We start from the raw sequence: 22,632 nt of genomic DNA, 5'->3' as shown, positions 1-22,632 counted from the left end.
TTCATTATTTATAGATAGAACCTCTTTTAATCTCTGACTACAATGAGTTCAGAAATTAAGGGAGGTTCTTTTTTATGATTACAACACTAATAGCAGCAATTCTTCACTTCGATACTTTGATCCCTCAACTTATGGCCCAATCAGGATTTCTAGTCTATTTACTAATTTTTGCCATAATTTTTATTGAAACTGGAATAGTCGTATTACCATTTTTACCTGGCGATTCCCTTCTCTTCTTAGCTGGATCATTAGCCGCATTATCACAAAAATCTCTAAATCCATTTATCTTAATAATTACTTTAGGTATTGCTGCATCATTGGGCGACAGTCTAAACTTTGAAATTGGTAAACGATTCGGTAAGTACCTTAGTACAAGTCCACGATGGCAAAAACTAATTAAGCCAAAGAATTTACAACAGGCCGAGGTCTTCTTTCATGAAAAGGGCAATTTTGCGATTTTCTTAGGTAGATTTATGCCAATTATTAGAACGTTGGTTCCTTTTACTGCTGGTGGAAGTCGCATGCCATATCGTAACTTCTGGATCTATAACATTTTAGGCGGATTTTCCTGGGTCATTCTATGTATCGGATCTGGATATTTCTTCGGTAATGTTCCTGTTGTTAAATCCAACTTTACACTGATCATGTTAGCAATCGTTTTAGTTTCACTCATTCCAATAGGAATAATCACTTTACGCAATTACATCCTTCAGAAACGTACTCTGTAAGTTCTGGGAGGTTAAATTGACAAATAAACGCAAAACTATCTTATATTATTTATTATCTTTCTTATTACCGTTTTTGATCGTTGCCACAGTTTTCATATATTTAAGAATAACTCCATTTGGAGATCAAAATTTTTTATTGAGTGATATTGGTGCACAGTACATCCCTTTCTTAACTAATTTAAGACACATTTTTTTATCTGGAAACTTTTCACTTTATTCGTTCAATCTGTCTTTAGGTGACAATATGTTTCCACTAATTTCATACTACCTACTTAGCCCTTTTAATTTTTTACTGTTATTATTCCCTGCCAATGCAGTTCCAACAGCCTTGTCTTGGATCATAATATTAAAAATATCAACGATTGGATTCACCAGTAGTTTATTTATCAAAAAGAGTTATAAAAACAACGATTTTATTAATTTAGCCTTTTCTACGGTTTTTGCTCTATGTGGATTTGTTGCTACGTATTTCTACGATTTGATGTGGTTAGATGCTTTAATTCTTTTACCACTTGTCGTTCTAGGAATTCAAAGTTTGTTCTATAAGGGGAAAACTACTCTTTACGTTTCAACCTTATTGTTAACGATCATAACTAACTATTACTTAGGTTACATGACCTGCCTGTTCTCACTTTTCTATTTCATCTATCTTCTTATTTTAAATAAGAGTTTCAACAAAAAGCCAATCATTCTTTTCTCTATATCATCTCTATTGAGTGCTGCTATGAGTACCGTAATTCTTTTGCCCACTGCACTCGGTATGCTAGAAACTGCCAAGCAGAGCGTCAAAGTAAAAAACTTTTTACCCACTCCAAGTTTTGGAATATCAGGATTATCACAATTTGGAGCAGTCGGTAGTGACTATACGCAAAGAATTTCTCACAATCCTAGCGTTTTTATGGGATCCGTTGCGTTCATATTATTAATAAGTTTCTTTATAAATAAAAACATTACAAAACAAAAGAAAATAGCCGCATCATTTCTACTAGTGACACTGTTTCTAGGATTGTTCATCAGAACATTTAATACCGTCTGGCATATGTTCCAGCATCCAGCAGGTTTTCCATTTAGAAACGTCTTCTTCTTCACATTTATTGCCATAATGTTGGCCTACGAGTCTTGGCAAGCACATCCAACTAAGAAGAACCTTCTTATATCTGGTGCCACGGCCTCTGGACTGTTAGCGGTTGGATATTTTTTCGCCAACATAAGTCATAATTTGGTCGATCCAAAATATTTAATCTATGACATAGGCTTTCTTATTCTAAGTCTATTGGGATTATTGTTAATCAATCGTTCAAGGAAATACACATATCTAATTTTAATAATTCTCTCCTTTGAACTAGGATTCAATTTTATTGGTGGGTTGGCTGGTGCTAAATTTGGCGATCAAAAGCCCTACTTGAAAAATTACACTATTGAACAACGCTGGTTTAACAGAATTAATGATTCCTCTGACTCTTTTTTCAGAGTCGATAATAATAAATCACTAATAAATCATGCTTATGATTTGAAATACAATAATTATAACGATTCATTACTCTTCAACGTAAAAACGACTGATTTATACAGTTCAACTCTAAATAACAATACTCGTAAAATGCTCAAACACTTGGGTTATTACAGTAAAAATGTCCGTCGTGTTAATTCATTTGGCAATACACCGATCACAAACAATTTATTCGACATTAAATATAAACTATCCATGTCTACGCATGACTATGATCTTACTAAAAACAAAGTTCTAGGTGTTGGTTTCGCTGCAAATAAAAGAATTTTAAAAACTAAATTCGTTAAGGATGATCCTATTTTAAATCAAACAACCGTTTGGAATGATATTACTAATCAAAACAAAGAATACTTTAAACAAACATCTGCAATAGAAAGTGACAAAAAATTATATGTCGTTTCTCAAAAGAAAACTTCGATAAATGTTAACGACAAAAAAATATCTGTCCCTGCTCACACCATAACGAGCCTCGGTAAAAATTCCAATCTTAATTTAAATAGTAGACCTTCATCAGAAAAATTCTATTATTTTAACAATACCGATTTTGCTAAATCTACCAAACAAATTACCAAATTTACTATGAGCAAAAAATGGAACGCCCAAAATATTTCGGGAACGATCCACATTAATAAAACTAACCAAACTTTATTGATGAGTATTCCTTATGATAAAGGCTGGGACGCAGTCGTAAATGGTCGCCAAGTAAATATTAAACGGGTATCTGGCAATTTAATCAGTATTCCAGTAACGCAAGGTTCTAATAACGTCCAACTGAAATACAACGTACCTGGATTATCTAAAGGCGTACAAATAAGCATCTTAAGTCTAGTTATCTATTTATTAATGTTACTGATTCAATATTTCAGAAAGAAGGACCAATTATGATTTTTTCTAAAAATAACTACAGACATTGGTTGGCACTAACCTACATCGCTATTTTCATAGTATTAGAATACTTAGTTGTCAGTCACAACGCATGGTTAGCTGGATTAGATAACGGTATTCAAAACGCAATCAAATTAATGAACAATGGTAGCTATACTTCAATCTTTACAGTAATAACCTTCTTAGGCAGTCCACCGATTATTATCCTTTTAACTGTTTTTATAGTGTTTTGGCTCTTCTCCATAGGAAAAAAAGTTGAAAGCATCTGGACCTTTTGTACATTAATGGCCGGTGACGCAATTGCTTTTTTAATCAAAATAACAGTAAAACGTCCTCGCCCAACGGACAAAGTCATTCCTGATTCTGGATATAGTTTCCCTAGCGGTCACGTTTTTGGAACCACATTACTAGTACTATTTATAATTTATCTAGTATTACCTTATTTCAAAAATCAAGAAGTACAATTTCTTCTTTGTGCCATAGCTATAAGTTGGTTGGCAGTTCTAATATTTTCGAGATTATACCTCCGGGGGCATTTTACTTCCGACACAATTGGAAGCGTTCTGTTGGCGGCATCTTGGTGGGAATTCTCACAATTACTTTATCTAAAATATTATGATTTGACTTCAAGAATAATAAACAAGTTGCCGGTTCTAAGAAATAGTCAAAATTAAAAATACATCAAACACATAATCTGTGTTTGATGTATTTTTAATCATATTATTAATTTAATAGAACCAAACTCAAAGCCTGTCTTATAACTAATTATTAACCTTATTTCCACGCATCGTCAATTGAATACGATTACGGGTCTCATCGACACTCAATACCCAAACAGTAACAATATCACCAATTGTTACTATAGTACTTGGATCACTAACATATCGGTCCGCTAACTGTGAAATATGAACTAATCCGTCTTGTTTAACTCCAATATCAACAAATACGCCAAAATCAATCACATTTCTAACCGTACCTTGAAGTTCCATCCCCGGCTTAAGATCAGCCATACTTAAGACATCTTGTCGGAGCAATGGTGCTGGCATATTATCACGAAGGTCTCGCCCTGGTTTACTCAATCCTTCAATAATATCAGTTAGAGTTTCCTCTCCAATACCCAACTTTTTAGTCCATTCATGCTTATTTAACTTGACTAATCTTTGATGAAGTTCGGTAGTACCAATCGATCCGGTAGACATTCCGATTTCCTCTAATAACTTTCGTGTGACAGTATAACTTTCCGGATGGATGTCGGTATTATCCAGAGGATCATCTCCAGAAATAATTCTTAAGAATCCAACTGATTGTTGGTATGCCTTAGGACCTAATCGAGAAACTTGTTTTAAAGATTCACGATTATCGAAGGCACCCTTTTCATTTCGAAATTTTACAATATTTTTTGCGGTAGTTGAGGTCAATCCAGAAATATGAGTCAATAATTCTGGGCTTGCTGTATTAACATTAACTCCTACTTGATTCACGGCCGTTTCTACGACCCGATCTAATTGCTCATCTAAATCTTTTTCAGGAACATCATGTTGATATTGCCCCACACCGATTGCTTTAGGGTCAACTTTTATCAATTCAGCCAACGGGTCCTGCAATCTACGACCAATACTAATCGCCGAACGTTCTTCAACGTGAAGATCTCCAAACTCTGAACGAGCATTGGCACTTGCTGAATAAACTGAAGCACCTGCTTCATTAACAATCACATAATAAATTGGACGTTTTAGAGTTTTTAAGATGCCACTAACAAACTCTTCCGATTCTCGACTAGCAGTACCGTTCCCAATAGCAATCATTTCAACTTGATAATCTTCAAGTAACTTCTTAAATTCTGTACTAGCCTCAGCTTGCTTTTCTTTACTTGCCGGTTTATGGGGATAAATAACTTGTTTGGTCAAAAATTGTCCATTAGCGTCAACAATTGCTAACTTACAGCCTGTCCGATAAGCCGGGTCAAATCCCATAACGACTTTACCTTTCAATGGTGATGCCATCAAAAGATGATACAAGTTATTTCCAAAAATTTTAATTGCATGTTCATTTGCTTGATCAGATAACTTACGACGAATTTCTCTTGCAATGGCCGGTCCCAAAAATCGTTTGTACGCATCTGCAAAGGCAATCTTCACTTTTTCTACAGCTGGACCTTGATGACGACCAATTATTCGAGAATATCCAAAATTTAAAATTCTATCAGTATCGATGGAAATACCCACTGTCAATATTTTTTCACGTTCTCCACGGTTAATAGCTAAGATTCGATATGGGGGAATCTGTTTTAAAGATTGCTGAAAATCGTAATATGTTTCATAAGTTTGTCCCTCATCCTTTTCTTTAGCACCACGTTTCACCTTGCTAGTCAATTCACCATTTTGATAGGTATATCCTCTTATCCATTCACGAAAACTGGCCTTTTCACTGAAGAGTTCTGCTAAAATTTCATTAACTCCATCCCAAACTGACTCTAAATCAGGTAGATTTTTACTAACGTTAATAAAAGAACTTGCTTTATTATTTAATCCCCCCGATGGAAAACTTAATAACCAATTTGCTAAAGGCTCTAATCCGGCTTCTCGAGCAATACCAGCTTTGGTCTGCTTTTTTTGTTTATATGGAAGATACAGATCCTCCACTTTTTGTAATACCATCGCTTCTTCAAGCTGCTTTTTTAATGTAGGCGTTAACTTGCCCTGTTCTTGAATCAAATTAATGACGTCATTACGACGTTGGTTTAACTTCATCAATCGACGTGCTTCATCTTCAATATCACGAATGGCAACTTCATCTAAAGTACCAGTACGTTCCTTGCGATAACGAGCAATAAACGGTACGGTATTACCTTCATCCAACAATTCTAAAACTGCTTTTATCTGTTGAACTTTGTAATTATTCATTTGTTTATGAACTGATTGAGTTAAATCAACCAAATTATCTTCTGATTTACTTATTACCATGTGGACCTCCAGTTTTAATCAAGTTGCTTATTTATGGTGGGGCAAAAATCACCATTATCATTTTGTTCTTAACATAGTATCAAAAAAGACTTAGATTTAAACCTCCAAGTCTTCCTTTGAAATAACGTCATCAATTATATCACGGTATCAGCACCAACAACACTATCCTTGATATGAGGTGGATTCATTTATGACTTCAGCCAATTTCGAGACCGTTTTTAGCTCAAGCCGTTCTACATAGTATATGAATACTATCAGTTCTGGAAACGACATATTTAAATAACATTTTTATAACAGCATAAAAAAAACCTCGTCTCACGACGAGGTCATTTTTGAGGTGGTAAGATGAAATCTCTACTGCAGTTTTCATCAAATACATCTATCAAAAATATATACATAAGTGAATCATACTACGTAAAACAAATCTTACTACACTACGTGTTCTTTGTTTAAAAATTGGATCCTAGCAAATCATGTATTGAGCTTGCGCGACTACTATATTATTAAGTCGATTTTATGTTAACTTTTGTTGCTAGTTCCAAAATGCCTTTGTACCGTACTACTCTTATAATTCTTTGCTCTCTAATCCTACCATCTCCCTATTGGAAATGAATAAAACCTGTCTAGCATGAAAATTATGGGGCTACAGTTCTTGGCATTTCATCTTTACCACGTCTTTAATATACCATTGTCAGAAAACGTTTACAAGATTAAAGTTTGATCTTTTTGTATAATCTTTCACTTTCTTTTATCTCGCGTAAATAAAATTTATCAAAAACGTCTGAATCATTGATACTATCACCATTTTGGAGATCTTTGGCAAAAATATTTTCATATTCTGAAATACTTATTTTTTCACGATTATTTAAAACTTTCTTAATTTTTTCACTATCTAATATTCTTCTAAATTCTGGTTGAATAGTAACGCTGTAGAGTTCTCCAACTGCACCTGATCCATAGCTGAACATCAATATTTTTTCACCCGGTTTGGGATCCCCATTGATCAAATAGGATATTAGTCCTAAGTAAAGTGATCCAGTATAAAGATTACCCACCTCACGACTCATTTTGATACTTGCTTGATAATGTTCTGATAATTCAGCAAACTTATCCAGATCAGTTTCATCCTTTAATGTCTTCAAAGCTTTCATACCCATCTTTGTGTACGGAATGTGGAAAAGCATTGTATCAAAGTTATTCACCGTCTGATTAAAATCTGTTTGATATTTTTTCCACAGTTCACTAAAGAACTCAACATAAACTTGATTAGAGAATTTTCCTCTAGCAAAAGCTGTTTTGGAGAATGTTGGACGCCAAAAATCACCGACATTTTTGGTCATGTAGACTTCTTCATGATCAAATTTTAAAATACGAGGATTTTGACTGACCATCATTGCTACAGATCCAGCTCCTTGTGTAACCTCACCTGGAGTATTGATTCCATATCTAGCGATATCACTAGCAATAACTAATGCTTTCTTATCCGGATTCAAAGCAACATATCCTTCGGCCATCTTTAACCCGGCTGTCGCTCCGTAACAAGCTTCTTTGATCTCAAAAGCACGTATATTCTTTGGTAAATTTAATAGATCAGTCAAAAATGCTGCCACAGCTTTAGACTCGTCAACACTGCTTTCCGTTCCAACAATAACTAAACCAATATTATCATCATCAGAAATGATTTGATCAGCTGCTTCGGCGGCCATTGTCACACTATCTTGATACTGCATAGGGACGGATTGTTTACTCTGTCCGATTCCGATCGTGAATTTATCAGGATCAACATTTCTAGCCTTAGCTAGTTCAACAATATCTATATACTTTTTAGGCGTATAAAAACCAATTTTATCAATACCTATATCCATTAATTGTTCCTCAATTCTGACAAAATCTCTTGCGCATACTCTAAAGAGTATTTTTTTGTTTGATTCAGTTTCTTCGCTACTAACGCAATTTCTTCATTTTTGGCACCAGCTGAGATTGCCAAAGATTTACTTTGTAAGCTCATATGACCGGCCTGAATACCGGTCGTTACTAGTGCTCTTAATGCTGATAAATTATTAGCTAAACCAACGGCTCCAATAACTGACTGTAATTGATGACTGTTAGTTATCTGCATAATATCCAAACTAATTTTAGCCATTGGTAACGCACTGATGGCACCACCAATACTGCCGACTTCAATTGGTATCTGCAACTTGCCTACTAATTGATCATCAACAATCTTCCAATCACTAAATGGCTGATATTTATCATGATAACTGTGCACGGCTGCTTCTTGAGCTCGAAAGTCATTCCCAGTCGCAATCAAAACTGCATCGATTCCATTCATGATTCCTTTGTTATGGGTTACAGCTCTTTTAGTTGAAACTTTGGCAAAATCAGTCAATTTAACGATTCTTTTAGCAACGTCTACACCAGACATATTTTTAGTAGTCAAATCAGCAAAAGAAACTTTAGCTTTAACTGTGATTACTTGGTCTGCACCACTGTTAGATAAAATACTACACAAAACATCCCCCGATACCATTTCTGACACCGTTTGAGAGGTCTTCTCTAAAATTGAGTTAACAATATTTGCTCCCATGGCATCGACTGTATTTACTTTGATATCAATTTCAAAAAATGTGCTGGCACTAACAAACTCAATATCGACCACTCCACCGCCACGTTTGATCAAACTAGGACGTGCACTATTAGCAATTTGTCGAATATGAGATTTTGCATTGGTTAATTTCTTAATATCTTCAGCGGTCAAATTTTCTAAAACAATCTGACCCGTAACAATTCTTTGACTAGGTTCAGTCGTGAAACCTCCGCTATTCTTGATTCTTTTAGCCCCATTAGAGGCTGCCGCTACGACCGAAGGTTCTTCGATTGCCATTGGCACTAAATATTTTTTTCCATCAACTAAAAAGTCTGTCGCAAATCCATAGGGCAAGCCAAATAATCCGACTTGATTTTCACTCAAACCGTCAGATAATTGACTTGATAATGGTTCTCTATTGGCTAAGAACTCCGCTTGTTCTACTGTAATGAGCCTTTTTGATAGTAAATAGGCAATGCGCTGTTTATCACTCATTTGATATATTTTCATACCAATTTAACTCCCATTGCCATACCCATACCACCACCAATACATAATGAAGCTAGACCAGTGGACTTATTTTCAGTTGCTAAAGAATTTAGTAATGTCACGATCATACGTGCTCCAGTAGCTCCTAATGGGTGCCCTAAAGCAATTGCGCCGCCGTAGATATTTAACTTATTTCCTGAAATGTTGAGATCACGTGCAACTGCAATGGTTGGAGCTGCAAAGGCCTCATTTATTTCGATCAAATCAAAATCATTCACATTAATGTTGAATTTATCTTGGTATTTTTTTATCGCATAATACGGCGCATAACCCATATAATTAGGATTAATACCCACTTCTGTGTACCCGGTGATCTCAGCTAAATAGCTTAAGCCTAATTTTTCGGCCTTACTTTTATTCATCATAATTAAGGCAGCTGCCCCATCATTTAAAGGAGATGAATTCCCAGCCGTGACTGTACCATTTTCTTCAAAAGCCGGTTTCAACTGTGATATCTTGTCCATAGTAGTATTACCTCTGACAGATTGATCAGTCATAACTGACTTTCCATCAACTTCTATCGGCAAAATTTCGCGTGCTAATTTTTCGCGTGCTAAAACGGCACTGTGCTGTGAGTTCAACGAATATTCATCTTGTGCCTGACGAGTTACAGCGTACTTTTGAGCAACATTTTCTGCGGTCATTCCCATAGGCTGATGATTAAATGCATCATTTAAACCATCTTGAAATAAAGTATCGCCTAAATCTTTAGCAGCCTCCAACTTGCCAATCCTCTTGGCATAAAAAGAAGCATTGGACATACTCTCCACTCCACCAGCGACAACTATTTCCGCGTCATCAAGTAAAAGTGAATTCGTAGCATCATGTACTGCTTTCATTCCTGAACCACAGACCTGGTTAACGGTCATGGCTGTCGATTCAACCCTTGCCCCCGAATTTAGAGCAATTTGACGTGCGAAATTTTGACCGGAACCGGCCTGATAGACATTTCCAAAAATAAACTGATCTATTATTTGAGGATCAAGTTGGTTTTTTTCAAGTAATTGTTTGACTAATTGCGTGCCCAAATCTACAGCACTCAAGCTGGCAAATTGTCCACGAAATTTACCTATCGCTGTTCTTTTAGCATCAATTATTACAATCGAATCCATATTTCATATCCTCTCTGGTAAAATAGCCTTAAAATTAAATAATAGTGTATCTGGAAAATAAAAACAATAAAAATGCAAAGGTGGTGTTTTCGATGCGAGTCATCGATTTAATTTTATTAATGAGTGATTTCAACAAAAATAATCGAATTCTAGTTGAAAATTCACCGCAAAATTTAGCTGTTGTAGATGTCCAAATCGTCGATCAAAAAATTATTCTTCAAACCTCTACTAAACTTAAGGGCCTAAAAAATTGGGAATTTATTTTAATGATCAATAAAACACCTTACTATAAATTACCAGTTTTCTTTAGTTATCAAAAAAAACACCAGCAACTCTTTGGATTCAGAGTTACTGGTGATCAACTTCTATTAGGTTAGTCTTTTTTAGTGTTATTTTTTGATTGTAATTTCTTACTTAAATCGAGAATATATTGTGTTAACTCATCCTTTACCTCTGGATGTGTCAAACCGTATTCAATATTAGTTTTAACATAGCCAAACTTGTTACCGACATCATATCTTTGACCCTTGAATTCATGCGCAAAAACGCGTTGAGTCTTGTTCATACGATCAATGGCATCAGTTAATTGAATTTCATTACCAGCACCTGGTTTTTGTGTGCTCAATAAATCAAAAATTTCAGGTGTTAACAAGTAACGTCCAATAATAGCCAAGTTACTTGGTGCATCTTCAACCTTAGGCTTTTCAACAAAGTTCTTAACATTATAAAGTCCTGGTTCACGTTCACCTTCAGGATCGATCACACCATATTTAGAAACATCTTTTTCAGGAACCTTCATTACAGCAATAGTCGATGCATGAGTTTTTTCATAGTCATCGATCAATTGTTTTGTCAAAGGAACCTTATCTTTCATCAAATCGTCACCTAACATGACAATAAAAGGTTCATCTGAGATAAATGAACGTGCTTGAGCTACAGCATCACCAAGACCATTTGGATGTGCCTGACGGCTGTAGTATAAGTTAACGCCTAAATCAGTAGTATCTTGAACAACTTTTAATAATTCAGTTTTATTTTTAGCTTCCAAGTTTTGCTCTAATTCAGGGACAGAATCGAAGTGATCCTCGATTGAACGTTTGTTTTTACCAGTGATGATCAAAATATCTTCGATTCCTGAGGCCTTAGCCTCTTCAACGATAAATTGAATTGTTGGCTTATCGACAATAGGAAGCATTTCCTTTGCAAGTGCCTTTGTTGCTGGCAAAAATCTTGTTCCTAATCCTGCAGCTGGAATAATAGCTTTTCTGACTTTCATTATTTATCTCCTTTTTCATGTAACTTTAGATAACTCGTAAGTTTACTAGTATTCTTGTTTACGGAACCTTCGCTGGCTTCTGCAAAACCAACGTTGATCGCATTTCCAAATAAGAATATTGTCACTGACATGTTCACCCACAATAAGAAAATAATAATTGCTCCAATAGTACCGTAGTTGTCCCAAGCTGAACCAAAATACTTTAAATAGTAAGAAAACAGCTGTGAGACTGCCAACATACCAACAGAAGAAATTATTGTTCCTAATAGTACATAATGTACCTTAAGACGAACATTAGGTAAAAAATAAAATAAAGCAAAGACGATCAAGAACATTATAACAATAGCTAGAGGCCATTTCCACGTACTAAAAACATCTAAGAATCCCGGATCCATTCCCAATAATGGAATAATCCAGTTTAAAAATACTTGACCAAAAGTAAAGATTACGATTACCGCTACGGCAACGAACATTAGTATAAATGTCATAATAAATGCTAACATTCTGCGAATAATATAATTCAAAAATGTTTGTTGAGCGAAAATACTATTGATATCTAATCCATAGGATTCGTTCATCGACATTTGAGCCGTATTTAATCCTCTCGAAACAGCCCACAGGGCTAAAATAATACCAGCCGACAAGATTCCTTTATTTGAACTTGTCAGAACTTTTTCAATCGTTGGTATTAAATAGCTATGCAGATCTTTAGGCAAAATAAATTCAATATATCCGACTACGGATTCTCGATCAAGATGTAATAGTGGGATCAGGTTTCCTACAATGATAACGGCTGGAAACAGTGATAACAAAATATAGTAAGTTACAGCCTTCGAAGCCATAGGAATATTAGTGTTCCCCATCGCATCGGCAATACATTTAACAAACCCGATAAATTTATCTTTAATGGAGATGGGTTGTTTAAAGATCGGTGTATTGTCTTCCATTAACACTCTCCATTATAAACGATATTTAGCGTCAAACTCTGGATCTTGTGATGTCAAAATTTTTGGACCATCTTTAGTGATAGCAATTGTATGTTCATATTGAGCTGAATTTGATCCATCAGCTGAAACAAAATATTCCCAACCATCAGCCTTAACAAACTTATCCGAAATTTCCCAAGTTCCTAGGTTGACCATTGGTTCAATTGTAATTGTCATACCCTCTTTAAGACGAAGTCCTTGTCCTGGTTCACCATAGTGAGGAACATTAGGAGCTTCGTGCATTGTGGGCTGGATACCATGTCCAATAAGGTCACGAACATCACCCATATGTTGTTCATCTTCAACATAATGTTGAATAGCATAACCGATATCTCCCAATCGATTACCGACAACTGCTTGGTCGATTCCTAGATACAAAGCTTTATGTGTAACTTCCATTAAGTGCTTATCTTCATCTGAGAGTTCACCAACAGCATATGTCCAGCATGAATCACTTTCGTATCCGTCTAGGTTAACTGTCATGTCGACTTTAAGAACGTCACCATTTTTTAAGATGAGATTCTTTCTAGGAATACCATGAGCAACCTCATCGTTAACACAAACACAAGTTGCATATTTATATCCTTCGAAGCCCTTTTCTGATGGACGACCACCATGTTCAGTGATAAATTTATCAGCAAAGTCTTCGATTTCCATTGAAGAAATTCCTGGTTTGATGATGTCTCTTAATCCGATATGGACGTTGGCAAGCAATTCACCAGACTTACGCATTCCTTCTATTTCACGTGCAGATTTTAATGTAATCAATTCCTACATTTCCCTTCAAAAATAAATAATACTTATATTATAACATTTTCAGCTATTTCCAATTAGATGGTAGAGAATATTATTCTTTGCTATAATACGACAAGTAAATAAGCAACTATAAGAGAGTGTAAAATATGACAAAAGTAAAAATCGTCTATGCTAGTATTACTGGTAATGACGAAGACATCGCCTATGTTTTAACTGAAAAGTTTGAAGATTTAGGTTGCGATGTAGAAATGAGTGAAGTATCACAGACTGATGCCGCGGACTTTGAAGAAGCAGATATCTGCGTAATTGCAAGTTATACTTATGATCAAGGAATTGTTCCTGATGAAGCATTAGATTTCTATGATGATATGCAAGACCTTGATCTTGAAGGAAAAGTCTACGGAACTTGTGGTTCTGGCGATACTTTCTATGAAGATTTTTGTCGTGCCATTGACGAGTTTTCAACTATTTTTGAACAAGTTGGTGCAACCAAAGGTGCAGATCCTGTTAGGATAGAACTTGAACCTGAACAAGATGATATCGATCATCTAGATAAATTTGCTGAAGAATTGGTAGAAAAGGCCAAAGAAATGGATCTCTAAAATATGGAATTGATCAAGAAACACCGAGATTTCTTGGTGTATTGCTTATTTGGATTTATGGCATCAGTAATAAACATCATTGTTTTTAATACTTCACATAACAATTTAAAAATCACACTTTGGTTAGCTAACACTGTTGCGTGGCTGATCTCCAATGTTTTCTCATTTTTTGTGACTAAGTTATATGTTTTTAAAACTGAATTAGGTGATTACAAAATGATGTTTAAAGAAGGAGGTTACTTCCTGGCCTCAAGATTATTCTCATTACTCTTCGATGATTTTTTTATGGTCGTGGCCGTATTAATCTTGCCTCTAAATAACATTGTCATAAAAATCATCGATCAATTAGTAGTAGGACTATTCAATTACTTCTCATCCAAATGGATCTTCCAATATAACAATCGGAGCATCCTAGAAAGAATAAAAAGATTCCATTCAAAATGAATCTGAGGAGAAATTAAAGCTTCAGATAATAAATAGTAGGAATAACTGATTAACAGTTATTCCTACTATTTTTCTTTTTCGCATTCGTAACTTCTGTCAAATACAACATCGTCCAAACGACGATATAAACTAGAACAAACGTAATAACAAATACCAAAATATGTGCTCCTGAAATGAGACTCCACCAACCGGCAAAATACATCATTAGTCCAACAATTAAAACTGTGATCAATATGTGTAACCCCAATCTAATAGGAAAATTGAACCTTCCGATTTCAAATATCATTGATACTAATCCGATCAGTCCACTGAAGACAAATAACGATGCTACTGCCTTTGATTCCACATACATACTACCGCCAAATAACACTATTAATAGAAAACTAAATGATCCCAATAAAACTCCGATTGAAAAATATCTGATGATCTTTATTAATTTATCCATGATCTATACCTCACATCCCCAATTGTTTTTTCAAATCGGTTAAATATTTTCTACTAACACTAAACTTCAAGTCATCAGTTAGAAATGCTGTCATATTTCCTGAAAAGCTGCTTCTAATGAATTTAAATGATTTAAATTAATAACTGTGTTCTTTGAAGCTTGAACAAAATTACCATCGTTGATTCGTTCAATCATTTTTTTGAGTTGTCCTCGTAATTGATAATTTTTGTCACTTGTATAAACAGTTAATTCATTTTCAAATACTTCAATAGCAATAATTTGCTTAATTTGAACCATGACTACACGATCGTCAACTGACAATGGTATAGCCGAAAATTTGGCACTCAATTCTTCCAATTTTCGCATTAATTCCTGAACCTCATCAGAAAAATTTGCGGACCGAACTATGACATCAATTTCATTTTTAGGAATTTTATCATCTTGATTGAAGTTTATTTTCATATGGAGTTCCCCTTTAAATCACACTTTACTAGTAACTACTCGACGACTAATATTGGAAATCAAAATAACTAGCACCATAATCACGATCGCAAAGGCCAAAGTTACTAACATATCTTGTTGAATTGTTAAAATATGCTGTCCGAACTTAACGCTGACCCCCATTGCTTCTTTAAATCCGTTTGTACCCGCAGATAAATTTCTAAATGAGTTCTGCAGCTGAGATTTCATTAAAACATCTCGATAAAGAGCAGTATTATACAAGGCCGGTGTATATTTCATAACATTTTGAACACCGTTTGGTAAGAATCCGATTGGAATATAAACACCCGCAAAAAATCCAGAGGCTGTTCCAACTATGGTAGCTATTTTACCTAAAGTATCAACTTTCTTAGCAAATGATAACAGTAATAAGTTAAAAATTGTCCAAATAAAACTGCTCAAGATAGCAATACCAAAAATTTGTGGTATAAGTAGTAAATTCAAAGGATTTTTATCGACTATCATAAAGTAAATACTCATAACAAAATACATGATTAATTGCATTATGACACCAACGATCATGGCCGTTATTAAATAAGAGAATTGAATTCCTATAAACCCAGTATCGGTCAAACTTAGATCTGCCAAAATGTTTTTTTCACGATCTTGAACCATCAAGCTTAGACTACTCAATGTGGTTGTAATGGCGGTAATTGTCATCGTACCACCAATTAACCATGGATCAAGTAACAACTTCGTGTCTGGTACACTGCTCCAATTATTGATCATATTTTGACTCAAAAAGACCAAATATAGTACAAAAGAAATCATTGCTCCCATCAGGGAAAAGAAAATTCCACTTCTATCAGAAAAATAAATCTTTAGATTTCGTTGAATTAATCCATTCATATTAACGAATATACTTTCCGGTTAAGTTCATAAAAACGTCATCCATAGTGCCTGGTCGATATTCAAAATCATTGATATTTGTATCTTCTTCAAACAAAATTCCGAGTGCTTCGTCCTTACTATCAATTGTCATTGTCTTTGATGTTCCATTAATATATGTCAGTTTTAAGATATTCTTTGTATATTTTTTCTGTAATCCCAAGACCGTATCCTCGGCAATTAATTTACCTTGATCAATGATATAAATATAATCTGCATTTTGAGATTCTTCTAAATAATGCGTCGTAAAAACAATTGTTAAACCTGTATCTTTTCGCAACTCATCTAATACTTCCCATATTTTAGTTCTCGTTTGAATGTCCAAACCAGTTGATGGTTCATCGAGAAACAATAATTTAGGACTGCTAATTAATGCACGGGCTATATCTACACGCCTTCTTTGACCTCCAGAAAGGCTGCCATATTTTTGCTTCCATATATTTTTTAATTCAAATTTTTCAATTAAATTCTTAACATTCACCGGGCGTGAGTACATCTTGGATCGCATCATAATATTATCTTTAACGGTTAATTTCTTATCTAAGACACTACCTTGAAAAACAACACCAATTTCCATTCTATAATCACCAATATTGGTAACTTTCCCATCAAAAATTATTTGACCACTATTTGGCTGAATCATTCCTATCAACATATTTATGATTGTTGACTTGCCGGCACCATTTGGTCCTAGTAAGGCCACCATCTTACCTTGATCAATCGTTAAAGAAATGTTATCTACAGCTGTTTTGTTACCGAATCTTTTCGTTAATGCCACTGTCTGTAATAATTTCATAAAGGTAACCTCCTTTTTATTTATGAACATTATTTTAAACTGAATGATGTATTTGTATTAAAGATTTTGACAAGTGGTAAATATTTGATGTTTAGTGGTAAATTTTGAGCAACAAAAATAACCATACCAATTTGGCATGGTTATTCTTTTATTCTTTTATTCTGTATCTACTTTTTGCTTTGATTTATATAGGTAGATAGGTAATCCGATGAACGTCAATGCTAATCCTACTAAAGCAAGTATTGTTTGGGTAAACAATGTATTAATTACAATGAAGGAGCCTCCGAGAATGGCAATAATCGGGACTACAGGGTAAAAGAGGGTTTTGTAGGGTCTATGCATGTCTGGTTCACGTTTTCTAAGAATCATAGTAGCAAGGAATGTCATCGTGTAGAAAATCCAGATTACAAAGATCAGCATATCGGTCAAGGTATTAAATGCACCTAAGAAAATCATAAGACAAGCAATTGCGATTTGTAAGATACCACAATTAATGGGAATACCGTTTTGAGATAATTTTTTTAGTTGTTTACTGAACGGTAATGTATTATCCAATGCCATTGCGTAAGGGATACGCATACCTGTCATTGTATATCCGTTGATAGCTCCGAATACGGATATTAAGATACCGATTGTTACTAATTTACCACCTAATTCACCAAATAACATGGTGGAAACGTCTGAGGCGGCGTTATTGTTACCAATAATTTGACCAATTGGCATTGTTTTAAGGAACACATAATTGATCAACATATAAACGACCATGATACCGGCCAATCCAATCAAGATGGCCTGTGGTAGATGTTTTCTAGGGTTCTTCATCTCTCCAGCAATATTACCAACATGAATCCAGCCATCGTATGCAAACATCGTGGCAAGTAGCCCATGTCCTAAAGCAGTGGCGATACCTAAGTCTTTACCAGCTGTGACTGGGAACAAACTGATTTGGACGTCTGATTTAGCGAATAAACCAAAGACAACAATTACGATGATAGGAATAAGTTTGAAGAGTGTCGTAAACGACTGTACATGCCCACCAACTTTAGAACCTAATAAGTTAGTCAAAGTTAGGAATAAGGCTATTGCTACTCCTATCGGAACCAGTAAACTTGGACTTAAGCCAAACAAATTAATGCATTGTGTACTGAATATAATTGCTAATGCGGCTATATTGGCAGGAAAATATATTACAGTTTCAGCCCAACCTAGTAAAAAGGCCGGCTTCTTTCCGTAAGTATATTCTATATAGCGCATCATTCCACCAGTTTCAGGTATTGCAGCAGCCAGTTCAGCGGCAGTCAAACCGGCACAGATGGTAATAACACCACCTAAGAACCAAGCCAGCAGTGATAGACTTACAGTTCCTGTAGCTTCAGAAACTACAGCAGCCTTGAAAAATACACCTGCACCAATAACTGTACCCATTACGGTGGACAAAGCAGCAACAAATCCAATATTTTTCTTTAGATCAGTTGTTCCTTCTCCCATTTGTTCACCTCTGAGTTAAACAAGAATTATTATCCTTGATTTACTCTATCCTTTAATTTATCAAGCATGTCTTTTGTCATTGCGTCTAAGTCATAGTTTGGAGAAAAGCCCCATTCTTTTTTAGCGCATGTTGGGTCGATACTATTTGGCCATGAGTCAGCAATTGCTTGACGCATTGGGTCAACATTGTAAGTCATATCGAATTCTGGCATAACTTTTTGGATAGATGCTTTAATGTCTTCTGGTTTAAATGACATAGCTGTAATATTGAAGGCATTTCTATGTTCTAACTTGTCTGGGTCAGCATTCATTAATTTGATAACTGCATCGATGGCATCTGGCATATACATCATATCCATGTATGTACCTTCTTTAATGAATGATTCATATGAACCCTTTTTAAGTGCTTCATAGTAAATATCTACAGCGTAATCAGTTGTTCCTCCACCTGGTAGTGTCTTATATGAAATAAGTCCAGGGAAACGAACGCCACGTGTATCTACGCCAAATTTTGTATGATAGTAGTCACACAATAATTCACCTGAAACTTTAGTTACACCGTACATTGTAGTTGGCCTTTGAAGAGTATCTTGTGGAGTATTATCTTTTGGAGTGTTTGGACCGAATGATCCAATTGAACTTGGAGTAAAGAATTTCAAGTTTAGTTCACGTGCAACTTCGAGGGCATTTACTAATCCACCCATATTCAAATTCCAAGCCAGTTGAGGTTTCTTTTCAGCTACGGCTGATAGAAGTGCTGCTAAATGAATCAAGGTATCAACATTATTATCTTTTGCAATTTGTAGCATGTGGTCATAATCATTAACATCTAATTCTTCAAAAGGTCCGCCTTGAACAGTTGGGTTGTCGAGTGGTCTTCTGATATCTGTAGCAATAACACTATCAGGACCATTCATTTCTCTTAATTTTGCTACCAATTCTGATCCAATTTGACCTAAACAACCTGTTACCATAACTTTTTTCATCGTGAAATCCTCCAATAAGGTAAGTGATTTTTTTAAATTAAATCTAACTCTTTACCAACTTTTTCGTACACGGTGATAGCTTGATCCAGCATTTCTTTAGTGTGTGTACGCATTGGCATATTTCTAATACGTCCAGTTCCTAGAGGAACAGTTGGGTAAACGATCGGCTTAACGTAAACGCCATTTTCAATCAATTTATTTGAAAACTGTTGTGTCTTATTTTCATCACCAAGAATAACCGGTGTAATAGGTGATTCTGATTTTGAAAGAGTAAAGCCAATTCTTTCAAGATTTTCCTTGAAATATTTTGCATTATCCCATAATTGATCAACATATTCAGGATGATCCATAATCAAATCTAATGAAGCAATACATGCCGCTGAAGCCCCTGGTGTAAGTGAAGTTGAGAATAAGAACGGACGTCCTCTCGCCTTTAGCCACTCGATCAATTCCTTAGTTCCAGCAACATATCCGCCGACAACTCCGATAGCCTTTGATAAAGTACCCATTTGGAAGTCGATTTTGTCCTGAAGTCCAAAATGTTTAACAGTTCCTTTACCGTGACCCATAACTCCAGATCCATGGGCATCGTCTACATACGTTATAAGGTTATATTCTTCTGCTACTTTAATAGCATCCGGAAGATTGGCAACATCCCCATCCATTGAGAAAACGCCATCTGTGATATACATGATTTTTTCGTAAAGTCCACTCTCTGTTGCTTCTTTGGCCTTTAGTCGAAGATCATCCATATCTTGATGCTTAACACGAATAATTTTGGCACCGGATAAACGACAACCATCAATAATAGAAGCGTGATTCAATTCATCTGACAAAATTGCATCTTTCTTTGTCATAACTGCTGAAATTGCCCCCATATTACAGTTGAAACCTGATTGAAAAGCAATTGCTGCTTCCGTACCTTTAAATTGAGCAATTTTTTCTTCTAATTCTTTATGAATCATCAAAGTACCATTGATAGGACGAACGGCACCAGCACCGACACCCCATTTTTTGGTAGCAGCCATATCTGCATCCTTTAATTCATCACGATTGGCAAATCCTAGGTAGTTATTTGATGCCAAGTTGATCATCTCACGACCATTAATCTTAATAATTGGTCCGTTGTGATCTTCCAGAACATCGATTGAGTTGAGAAGTCCTTTTTGCTTAAGATCGTCTAAATTTTCTCTCAAGTACTTTTGTAAAACCTCTGACATAACTATTTGCTCCTTCAATTAGATTTGGTTCACCGAGAATATACCATGTTAAGAAATCGCTTACAATCTAAATGGCTTGGCTTATGATTAGTAATTTCTTAATATAACGATTATTTAATATAAAAGATTTCACAAGCTAAATGTATGCAAATGTATTTTAGGTAAAAAAAGCCTATTTAATAATAAAATGGTTATTAATATTGTTAGATAATAAATTTCCAAATCTCAAATTTTTATTAGACAAAATTTAATAAAAAAGTTTTCTAATATTAAACAAAAAAATATTTTTTAGAATAAAAAAAGACCACTTGTTGACTAATTCTGATATAATGTATCAGAATTGCATACAGGTGGTCTTGAGAAGTGCACAGTTTGTAATTATTTTATTTAGTTTTTTGAACCAAATTATTCAAATTCATTTGGTTTTTGATCTATTTGTTTAAAGTAATAACTAATAGAATCCAAGATTCGTTCAGAAGCCCTTCCGTCACCATAAGGATTCTTAGCATTGGCCATACGTTGGTATTCAGAGTCATCATCTAATAGATTGTTCATTTCTGTTTCAACGACATTAGCATCCGTCCCAACTAATTTCAGGGTGCCAGCTTCGACACCTTCTGGACGTTCAGTCGTATCACGCAAAACAAGAACTGGTTTACCTAGTGATGGTGCTTCTTCTTGAACACCACCGGAATCGGTCATAATAAAGTAGCTCTTAGATGCTAGATTGTGAAAGTCTACAACGTCTAATGGATCGATCAAATGAACCCGATCAACATCTCCTAGGATATCTTTAGCGGTCTTTTGAACAACTGGATTCAGATGAACTGGATAGATCAATTCAATATCTTCATGTTTCTCGACAACTTTTTTCATAGCGTTGAAGACTTGCCTCATGGGTTCTCCTTGATTCTCACGACGATGCATTGTTACCAAGATCATTCTCTTATTAGGATCGATAATATCCAGAATATCATGATGATAGTCTTGATGAACCGTACTACTTAAAGCGTCAATTGCTGTATTACCAGTAACAAAGATATTATCACCCTTATGATTTTCTTTTAACAGATTAGCTTTACTCTCATTAGTAGGAGCAAAATACAGATCAGCGAGATCATCTGTCATCTGGCGATTCATTTCTTCTGGCCATGGAGAGTACTTATTCCAAGTTCTAAGTCCAGCTTCCACATGACCAATACTTGTTTGATGGTAAAAGGCTGATAGTGCAGCACTAAAAGTTGTCGTAGTATCACCATGGACAAGGACAATATCGGGATTTTCCTTTTCAATAATACTATCAAGTTCTTTAAGAACTAGGCCCGTGATCCCACTTAATGTTTGACGTTCCTTCATAATATTCAAATCATAATCAGGTTTGATCTTGAATATTTCTAATACGGAATCCAACATTTCACGATGTTGAGCAGTAACGACGGTCACCGTCTCAAAACGATCACTATTTTGCTTTAATTTTAAAACTAGTGGTGCCATTTTAATTGCCTCTGGTCTTGTTCCAAAGACTGTCATAACTTTAATTTTATCCAAAGTATTCACCTCAATAACTGTTCAAATTATATCAGAAATGACCTGATAAGCCTAACGTAGTCAAGACTAATCAATCAATGAGAGTTTTCAGAAAATATTCTGATATAATAATATTATTATGATAAATTTACCCTTACTGATTACTTTAAGCGTCTTTACTACTCTCGTAGCATTTTTTCTTGTCATGGCAATTTATAATACTCTTATCAAATCCGACAGCAAAAAATACTGGTGGATTATTTTAATAATTTTAGTAATCCTTTATATAATAGCTTTTATAGCCTATTTTCATTTCAAAACCGATACTTTACTGTAAATAGTTTTGTAAAAAGATACTAATTATTCGTGTTTTGCGTTAAAAT

21 protein-coding genes are annotated in these 22,632 nt (G+C 35.0%); 6 read left to right on the top strand and 15 right to left on the bottom strand.

Translation table 11 applies throughout. From position 1 onward, the window contains the following. The first annotated feature begins 74 nt into the window (after positions 1-74). Genes EKM64_RS02915 through EKM64_RS02905 form a run of 3 tightly spaced genes read left to right on the top strand, consistent with a single transcriptional unit; the run spans position 75 to position 3,797 of the window. A complete protein-coding gene (locus EKM64_RS02915) occupies positions 75-728 on the top strand; it encodes a VTT domain-containing protein (RefSeq protein WP_125675428.1) in 654 nt (217 codons plus the stop codon). A 16-nt stretch (positions 729-744) separates the two neighbouring features. Beyond that, positions 745-3,123: a YfhO family protein gene (locus tag EKM64_RS02910; protein WP_164505284.1), complete on the top strand. Its 2,379-nt coding sequence runs from the start codon at positions 745-747 to the stop codon at positions 3,121-3,123. Beyond that, positions 3,120-3,797, top strand: coding sequence for a phosphatase PAP2 family protein (locus EKM64_RS02905; RefSeq protein ID WP_125675424.1), 678 nt, complete (start codon positions 3,120-3,122; stop codon positions 3,795-3,797). The genes EKM64_RS02910 and EKM64_RS02905 overlap by 4 nt, the downstream gene beginning before the upstream one ends. A gap of 87 nt (positions 3,798-3,884) precedes the next feature. On the opposite strand, the gene EKM64_RS02900 is transcribed toward EKM64_RS02905, so the two are convergent. The 4 genes from EKM64_RS02900 to EKM64_RS02885 all read right to left on the bottom strand — a co-directional run bounded on the left by EKM64_RS02900 (position 3,885) and on the right by EKM64_RS02885 (position 10,334). Next, complete coding sequence (locus tag EKM64_RS02900; RefSeq protein WP_125675422.1) at positions 3,885-6,086, bottom strand: Tex family protein; 2,202 nt, start codon at positions 6,084-6,086, stop codon at positions 3,885-3,887. Positions 6,087-6,796: 710 nt separating this feature from the next. Beyond that, positions 6,797-7,951, bottom strand: coding sequence for a hydroxymethylglutaryl-CoA synthase (locus EKM64_RS02895; protein WP_125675420.1), 1,155 nt, complete (start codon positions 7,949-7,951; stop codon positions 6,797-6,799). Further along, a complete protein-coding gene (locus tag EKM64_RS02890; RefSeq protein WP_125675418.1) occupies positions 7,951-9,183 on the bottom strand; it encodes a hydroxymethylglutaryl-CoA reductase, degradative in 1,233 nt (410 codons plus the stop codon). Before EKM64_RS02890 ends, EKM64_RS02895 begins: the two co-directional genes overlap by 1 nt. After that, positions 9,180-10,334, bottom strand: a complete 1,155-nt coding sequence (locus tag EKM64_RS02885; protein WP_125675416.1) for a thiolase family protein — start codon at positions 10,332-10,334, stop codon at positions 9,180-9,182. Before EKM64_RS02885 ends, EKM64_RS02890 begins: the two co-directional genes overlap by 4 nt. 92 nt (positions 10,335-10,426) lie before the next feature. On the opposite strand from EKM64_RS02885, the gene EKM64_RS02880 reads away from it, so the two are divergent. After that, positions 10,427-10,711, top strand: coding sequence for a hypothetical protein (locus EKM64_RS02880; RefSeq protein WP_125675413.1), 285 nt, complete (start codon positions 10,427-10,429; stop codon positions 10,709-10,711). Here the strand turns inward: EKM64_RS02880 and galU are convergent. Genes galU through map form a run of 3 tightly spaced genes read right to left on the bottom strand, consistent with a single transcriptional unit; the run spans position 10,708 to position 13,364 of the window. Beyond that, positions 10,708-11,610 carry a UTP--glucose-1-phosphate uridylyltransferase GalU gene (gene galU / locus EKM64_RS02875; protein ID WP_125675411.1) on the bottom strand — a complete coding sequence of 301 codons (903 nt, stop codon included), beginning with the start codon at positions 11,608-11,610 and terminating at the stop codon, positions 10,708-10,710. The two genes, EKM64_RS02880 and galU, sit on opposite strands and share 4 nt — an antisense overlap. Then, positions 11,610-12,557: a YihY/virulence factor BrkB family protein gene (locus EKM64_RS02870; RefSeq protein ID WP_125675409.1), complete on the bottom strand. Its 948-nt coding sequence runs from the start codon at positions 12,555-12,557 to the stop codon at positions 11,610-11,612. The genes galU and EKM64_RS02870 overlap by 1 nt, the downstream gene beginning before the upstream one ends. Positions 12,558-12,569: 12 nt before the next feature. Further along, entirely contained in the window at positions 12,570-13,364 is a 795-nt protein-coding gene (gene map, locus EKM64_RS02865; RefSeq protein ID WP_125675407.1) for a type I methionyl aminopeptidase, read from the bottom strand. Between the two features lie 134 nt (positions 13,365-13,498). On the opposite strand from map, the gene EKM64_RS02860 reads away from it, so the two are divergent. Both EKM64_RS02860 and EKM64_RS02855 read left to right on the top strand, forming a co-directional pair. Beyond that, positions 13,499-13,954: a flavodoxin gene (locus EKM64_RS02860; RefSeq protein WP_125675405.1), complete on the top strand. Its 456-nt coding sequence runs from the start codon at positions 13,499-13,501 to the stop codon at positions 13,952-13,954. Between the two features lie 3 nt (positions 13,955-13,957). After that, on the top strand, positions 13,958-14,398 hold the full coding sequence (locus tag EKM64_RS02855; protein ID WP_125675403.1) for a GtrA family protein: 441 nt from the start codon (positions 13,958-13,960) through the stop codon (positions 14,396-14,398). Between the two features lie 49 nt (positions 14,399-14,447). Here EKM64_RS02855 and EKM64_RS02850 read toward each other — a convergent pair whose 3' ends face one another. From EKM64_RS02850 to wecB, 8 genes are all read right to left on the bottom strand, one after another. After that, complete coding sequence (locus EKM64_RS02850) at positions 14,448-14,843, bottom strand: DUF3021 domain-containing protein (protein WP_125675401.1); 396 nt, start codon at positions 14,841-14,843, stop codon at positions 14,448-14,450. Positions 14,844-14,933: 90 nt separating this feature from the next. Beyond that, entirely contained in the window at positions 14,934-15,305 is a 372-nt protein-coding gene (locus EKM64_RS02845; protein ID WP_125675399.1) for a LytTR family DNA-binding domain-containing protein, read from the bottom strand. An 18-nt stretch (positions 15,306-15,323) separates the two neighbouring features. Further along, the gene (locus EKM64_RS02840) at positions 15,324-16,193 is read right to left on the bottom strand and encodes an ABC transporter permease (protein WP_125675397.1); all 870 of its coding nucleotides are present in this window, start codon (positions 16,191-16,193) and stop codon (positions 15,324-15,326) included. Position 16,194: 1 nt separating this feature from the next. Next, a complete protein-coding gene (locus EKM64_RS02835) occupies positions 16,195-17,028 on the bottom strand; it encodes an ABC transporter ATP-binding protein (protein ID WP_125675395.1) in 834 nt (277 codons plus the stop codon). A gap of 156 nt (positions 17,029-17,184) precedes the next feature. Continuing rightward, positions 17,185-18,516, bottom strand: a complete 1,332-nt coding sequence (locus EKM64_RS02830) for an APC family permease (RefSeq protein WP_125675393.1) — start codon at positions 18,514-18,516, stop codon at positions 17,185-17,187. A gap of 29 nt (positions 18,517-18,545) precedes the next feature. Continuing rightward, positions 18,546-19,502, bottom strand: coding sequence for an L-threonine 3-dehydrogenase (locus tag EKM64_RS02825; protein WP_125675390.1), 957 nt, complete (start codon positions 19,500-19,502; stop codon positions 18,546-18,548). A 32-nt stretch (positions 19,503-19,534) separates the two neighbouring features. After that, positions 19,535-20,722: a glycine C-acetyltransferase gene (locus tag EKM64_RS02820; RefSeq protein WP_125675388.1), complete on the bottom strand. Its 1,188-nt coding sequence runs from the start codon at positions 20,720-20,722 to the stop codon at positions 19,535-19,537. A 405-nt stretch (positions 20,723-21,127) separates the two neighbouring features. Further along, entirely contained in the window at positions 21,128-22,270 is a 1,143-nt protein-coding gene (gene wecB / locus EKM64_RS02815; RefSeq protein WP_125675386.1) for a non-hydrolyzing UDP-N-acetylglucosamine 2-epimerase, read from the bottom strand. Positions 22,271-22,632 lie beyond the last annotated feature (362 nt).

This window comes from Companilactobacillus keshanensis (assembly GCF_003946205.1).
In the GTDB taxonomy this organism is placed as follows: Bacteria; Bacillota; Bacilli; order Lactobacillales; family Lactobacillaceae; genus Companilactobacillus; species Companilactobacillus keshanensis.
This window is presented reverse-complemented; position numbering and strand designations above follow the sequence as displayed.

Coding starts and splice junctions, on each gene's coding strand:
- EKM64_RS02915 (WP_125675428.1), top strand. CDS start 75: ATGATTACAACACTAATAGCAGCAATTCTTCACTTCGATACTTTGATC.
- EKM64_RS02905 (WP_125675424.1), top strand. CDS start 3,120: ATGATTTTTTCTAAAAATAACTACAGACATTGGTTGGCACTAACCTAC.
- EKM64_RS02900 (WP_125675422.1), bottom strand. CDS start 6,086: ATGGTAATAAGTAAATCAGAAGATAATTTGGTTGATTTAACTCAATCA.
- EKM64_RS02895 (WP_125675420.1), bottom strand. CDS start 7,951: ATGGATATAGGTATTGATAAAATTGGTTTTTATACGCCTAAAAAGTAT.
- EKM64_RS02890 (WP_125675418.1), bottom strand. CDS start 9,183: ATGAAAATATATCAAATGAGTGATAAACAGCGCATTGCCTATTTACTA.
- EKM64_RS02885 (WP_125675416.1), bottom strand. CDS start 10,334: ATGGATTCGATTGTAATAATTGATGCTAAAAGAACAGCGATAGGTAAA.
- EKM64_RS02880 (WP_125675413.1), top strand. CDS start 10,427: ATGCGAGTCATCGATTTAATTTTATTAATGAGTGATTTCAACAAAAAT.
- galU (WP_125675411.1), bottom strand. CDS start 11,610: ATGAAAGTCAGAAAAGCTATTATTCCAGCTGCAGGATTAGGAACAAGA.
- EKM64_RS02870 (WP_125675409.1), bottom strand. CDS start 12,557: ATGGAAGACAATACACCGATCTTTAAACAACCCATCTCCATTAAAGAT.
- EKM64_RS02860 (WP_125675405.1), top strand. CDS start 13,499: ATGACAAAAGTAAAAATCGTCTATGCTAGTATTACTGGTAATGACGAA.
- EKM64_RS02855 (WP_125675403.1), top strand. CDS start 13,958: ATGGAATTGATCAAGAAACACCGAGATTTCTTGGTGTATTGCTTATTT.
- EKM64_RS02850 (WP_125675401.1), bottom strand. CDS start 14,843: ATGGATAAATTAATAAAGATCATCAGATATTTTTCAATCGGAGTTTTA.
- EKM64_RS02845 (WP_125675399.1), bottom strand. CDS start 15,305: ATGAAAATAAACTTCAATCAAGATGATAAAATTCCTAAAAATGAAATT.
- EKM64_RS02840 (WP_125675397.1), bottom strand. CDS start 16,193: ATGAATGGATTAATTCAACGAAATCTAAAGATTTATTTTTCTGATAGA.
- EKM64_RS02835 (WP_125675395.1), bottom strand. CDS start 17,028: ATGAAATTATTACAGACAGTGGCATTAACGAAAAGATTCGGTAACAAA.
- EKM64_RS02830 (WP_125675393.1), bottom strand. CDS start 18,516: ATGGGAGAAGGAACAACTGATCTAAAGAAAAATATTGGATTTGTTGCT.
- EKM64_RS02825 (WP_125675390.1), bottom strand. CDS start 19,502: ATGAAAAAAGTTATGGTAACAGGTTGTTTAGGTCAAATTGGATCAGAA.
- EKM64_RS02820 (WP_125675388.1), bottom strand. CDS start 20,722: ATGTCAGAGGTTTTACAAAAGTACTTGAGAGAAAATTTAGACGATCTT.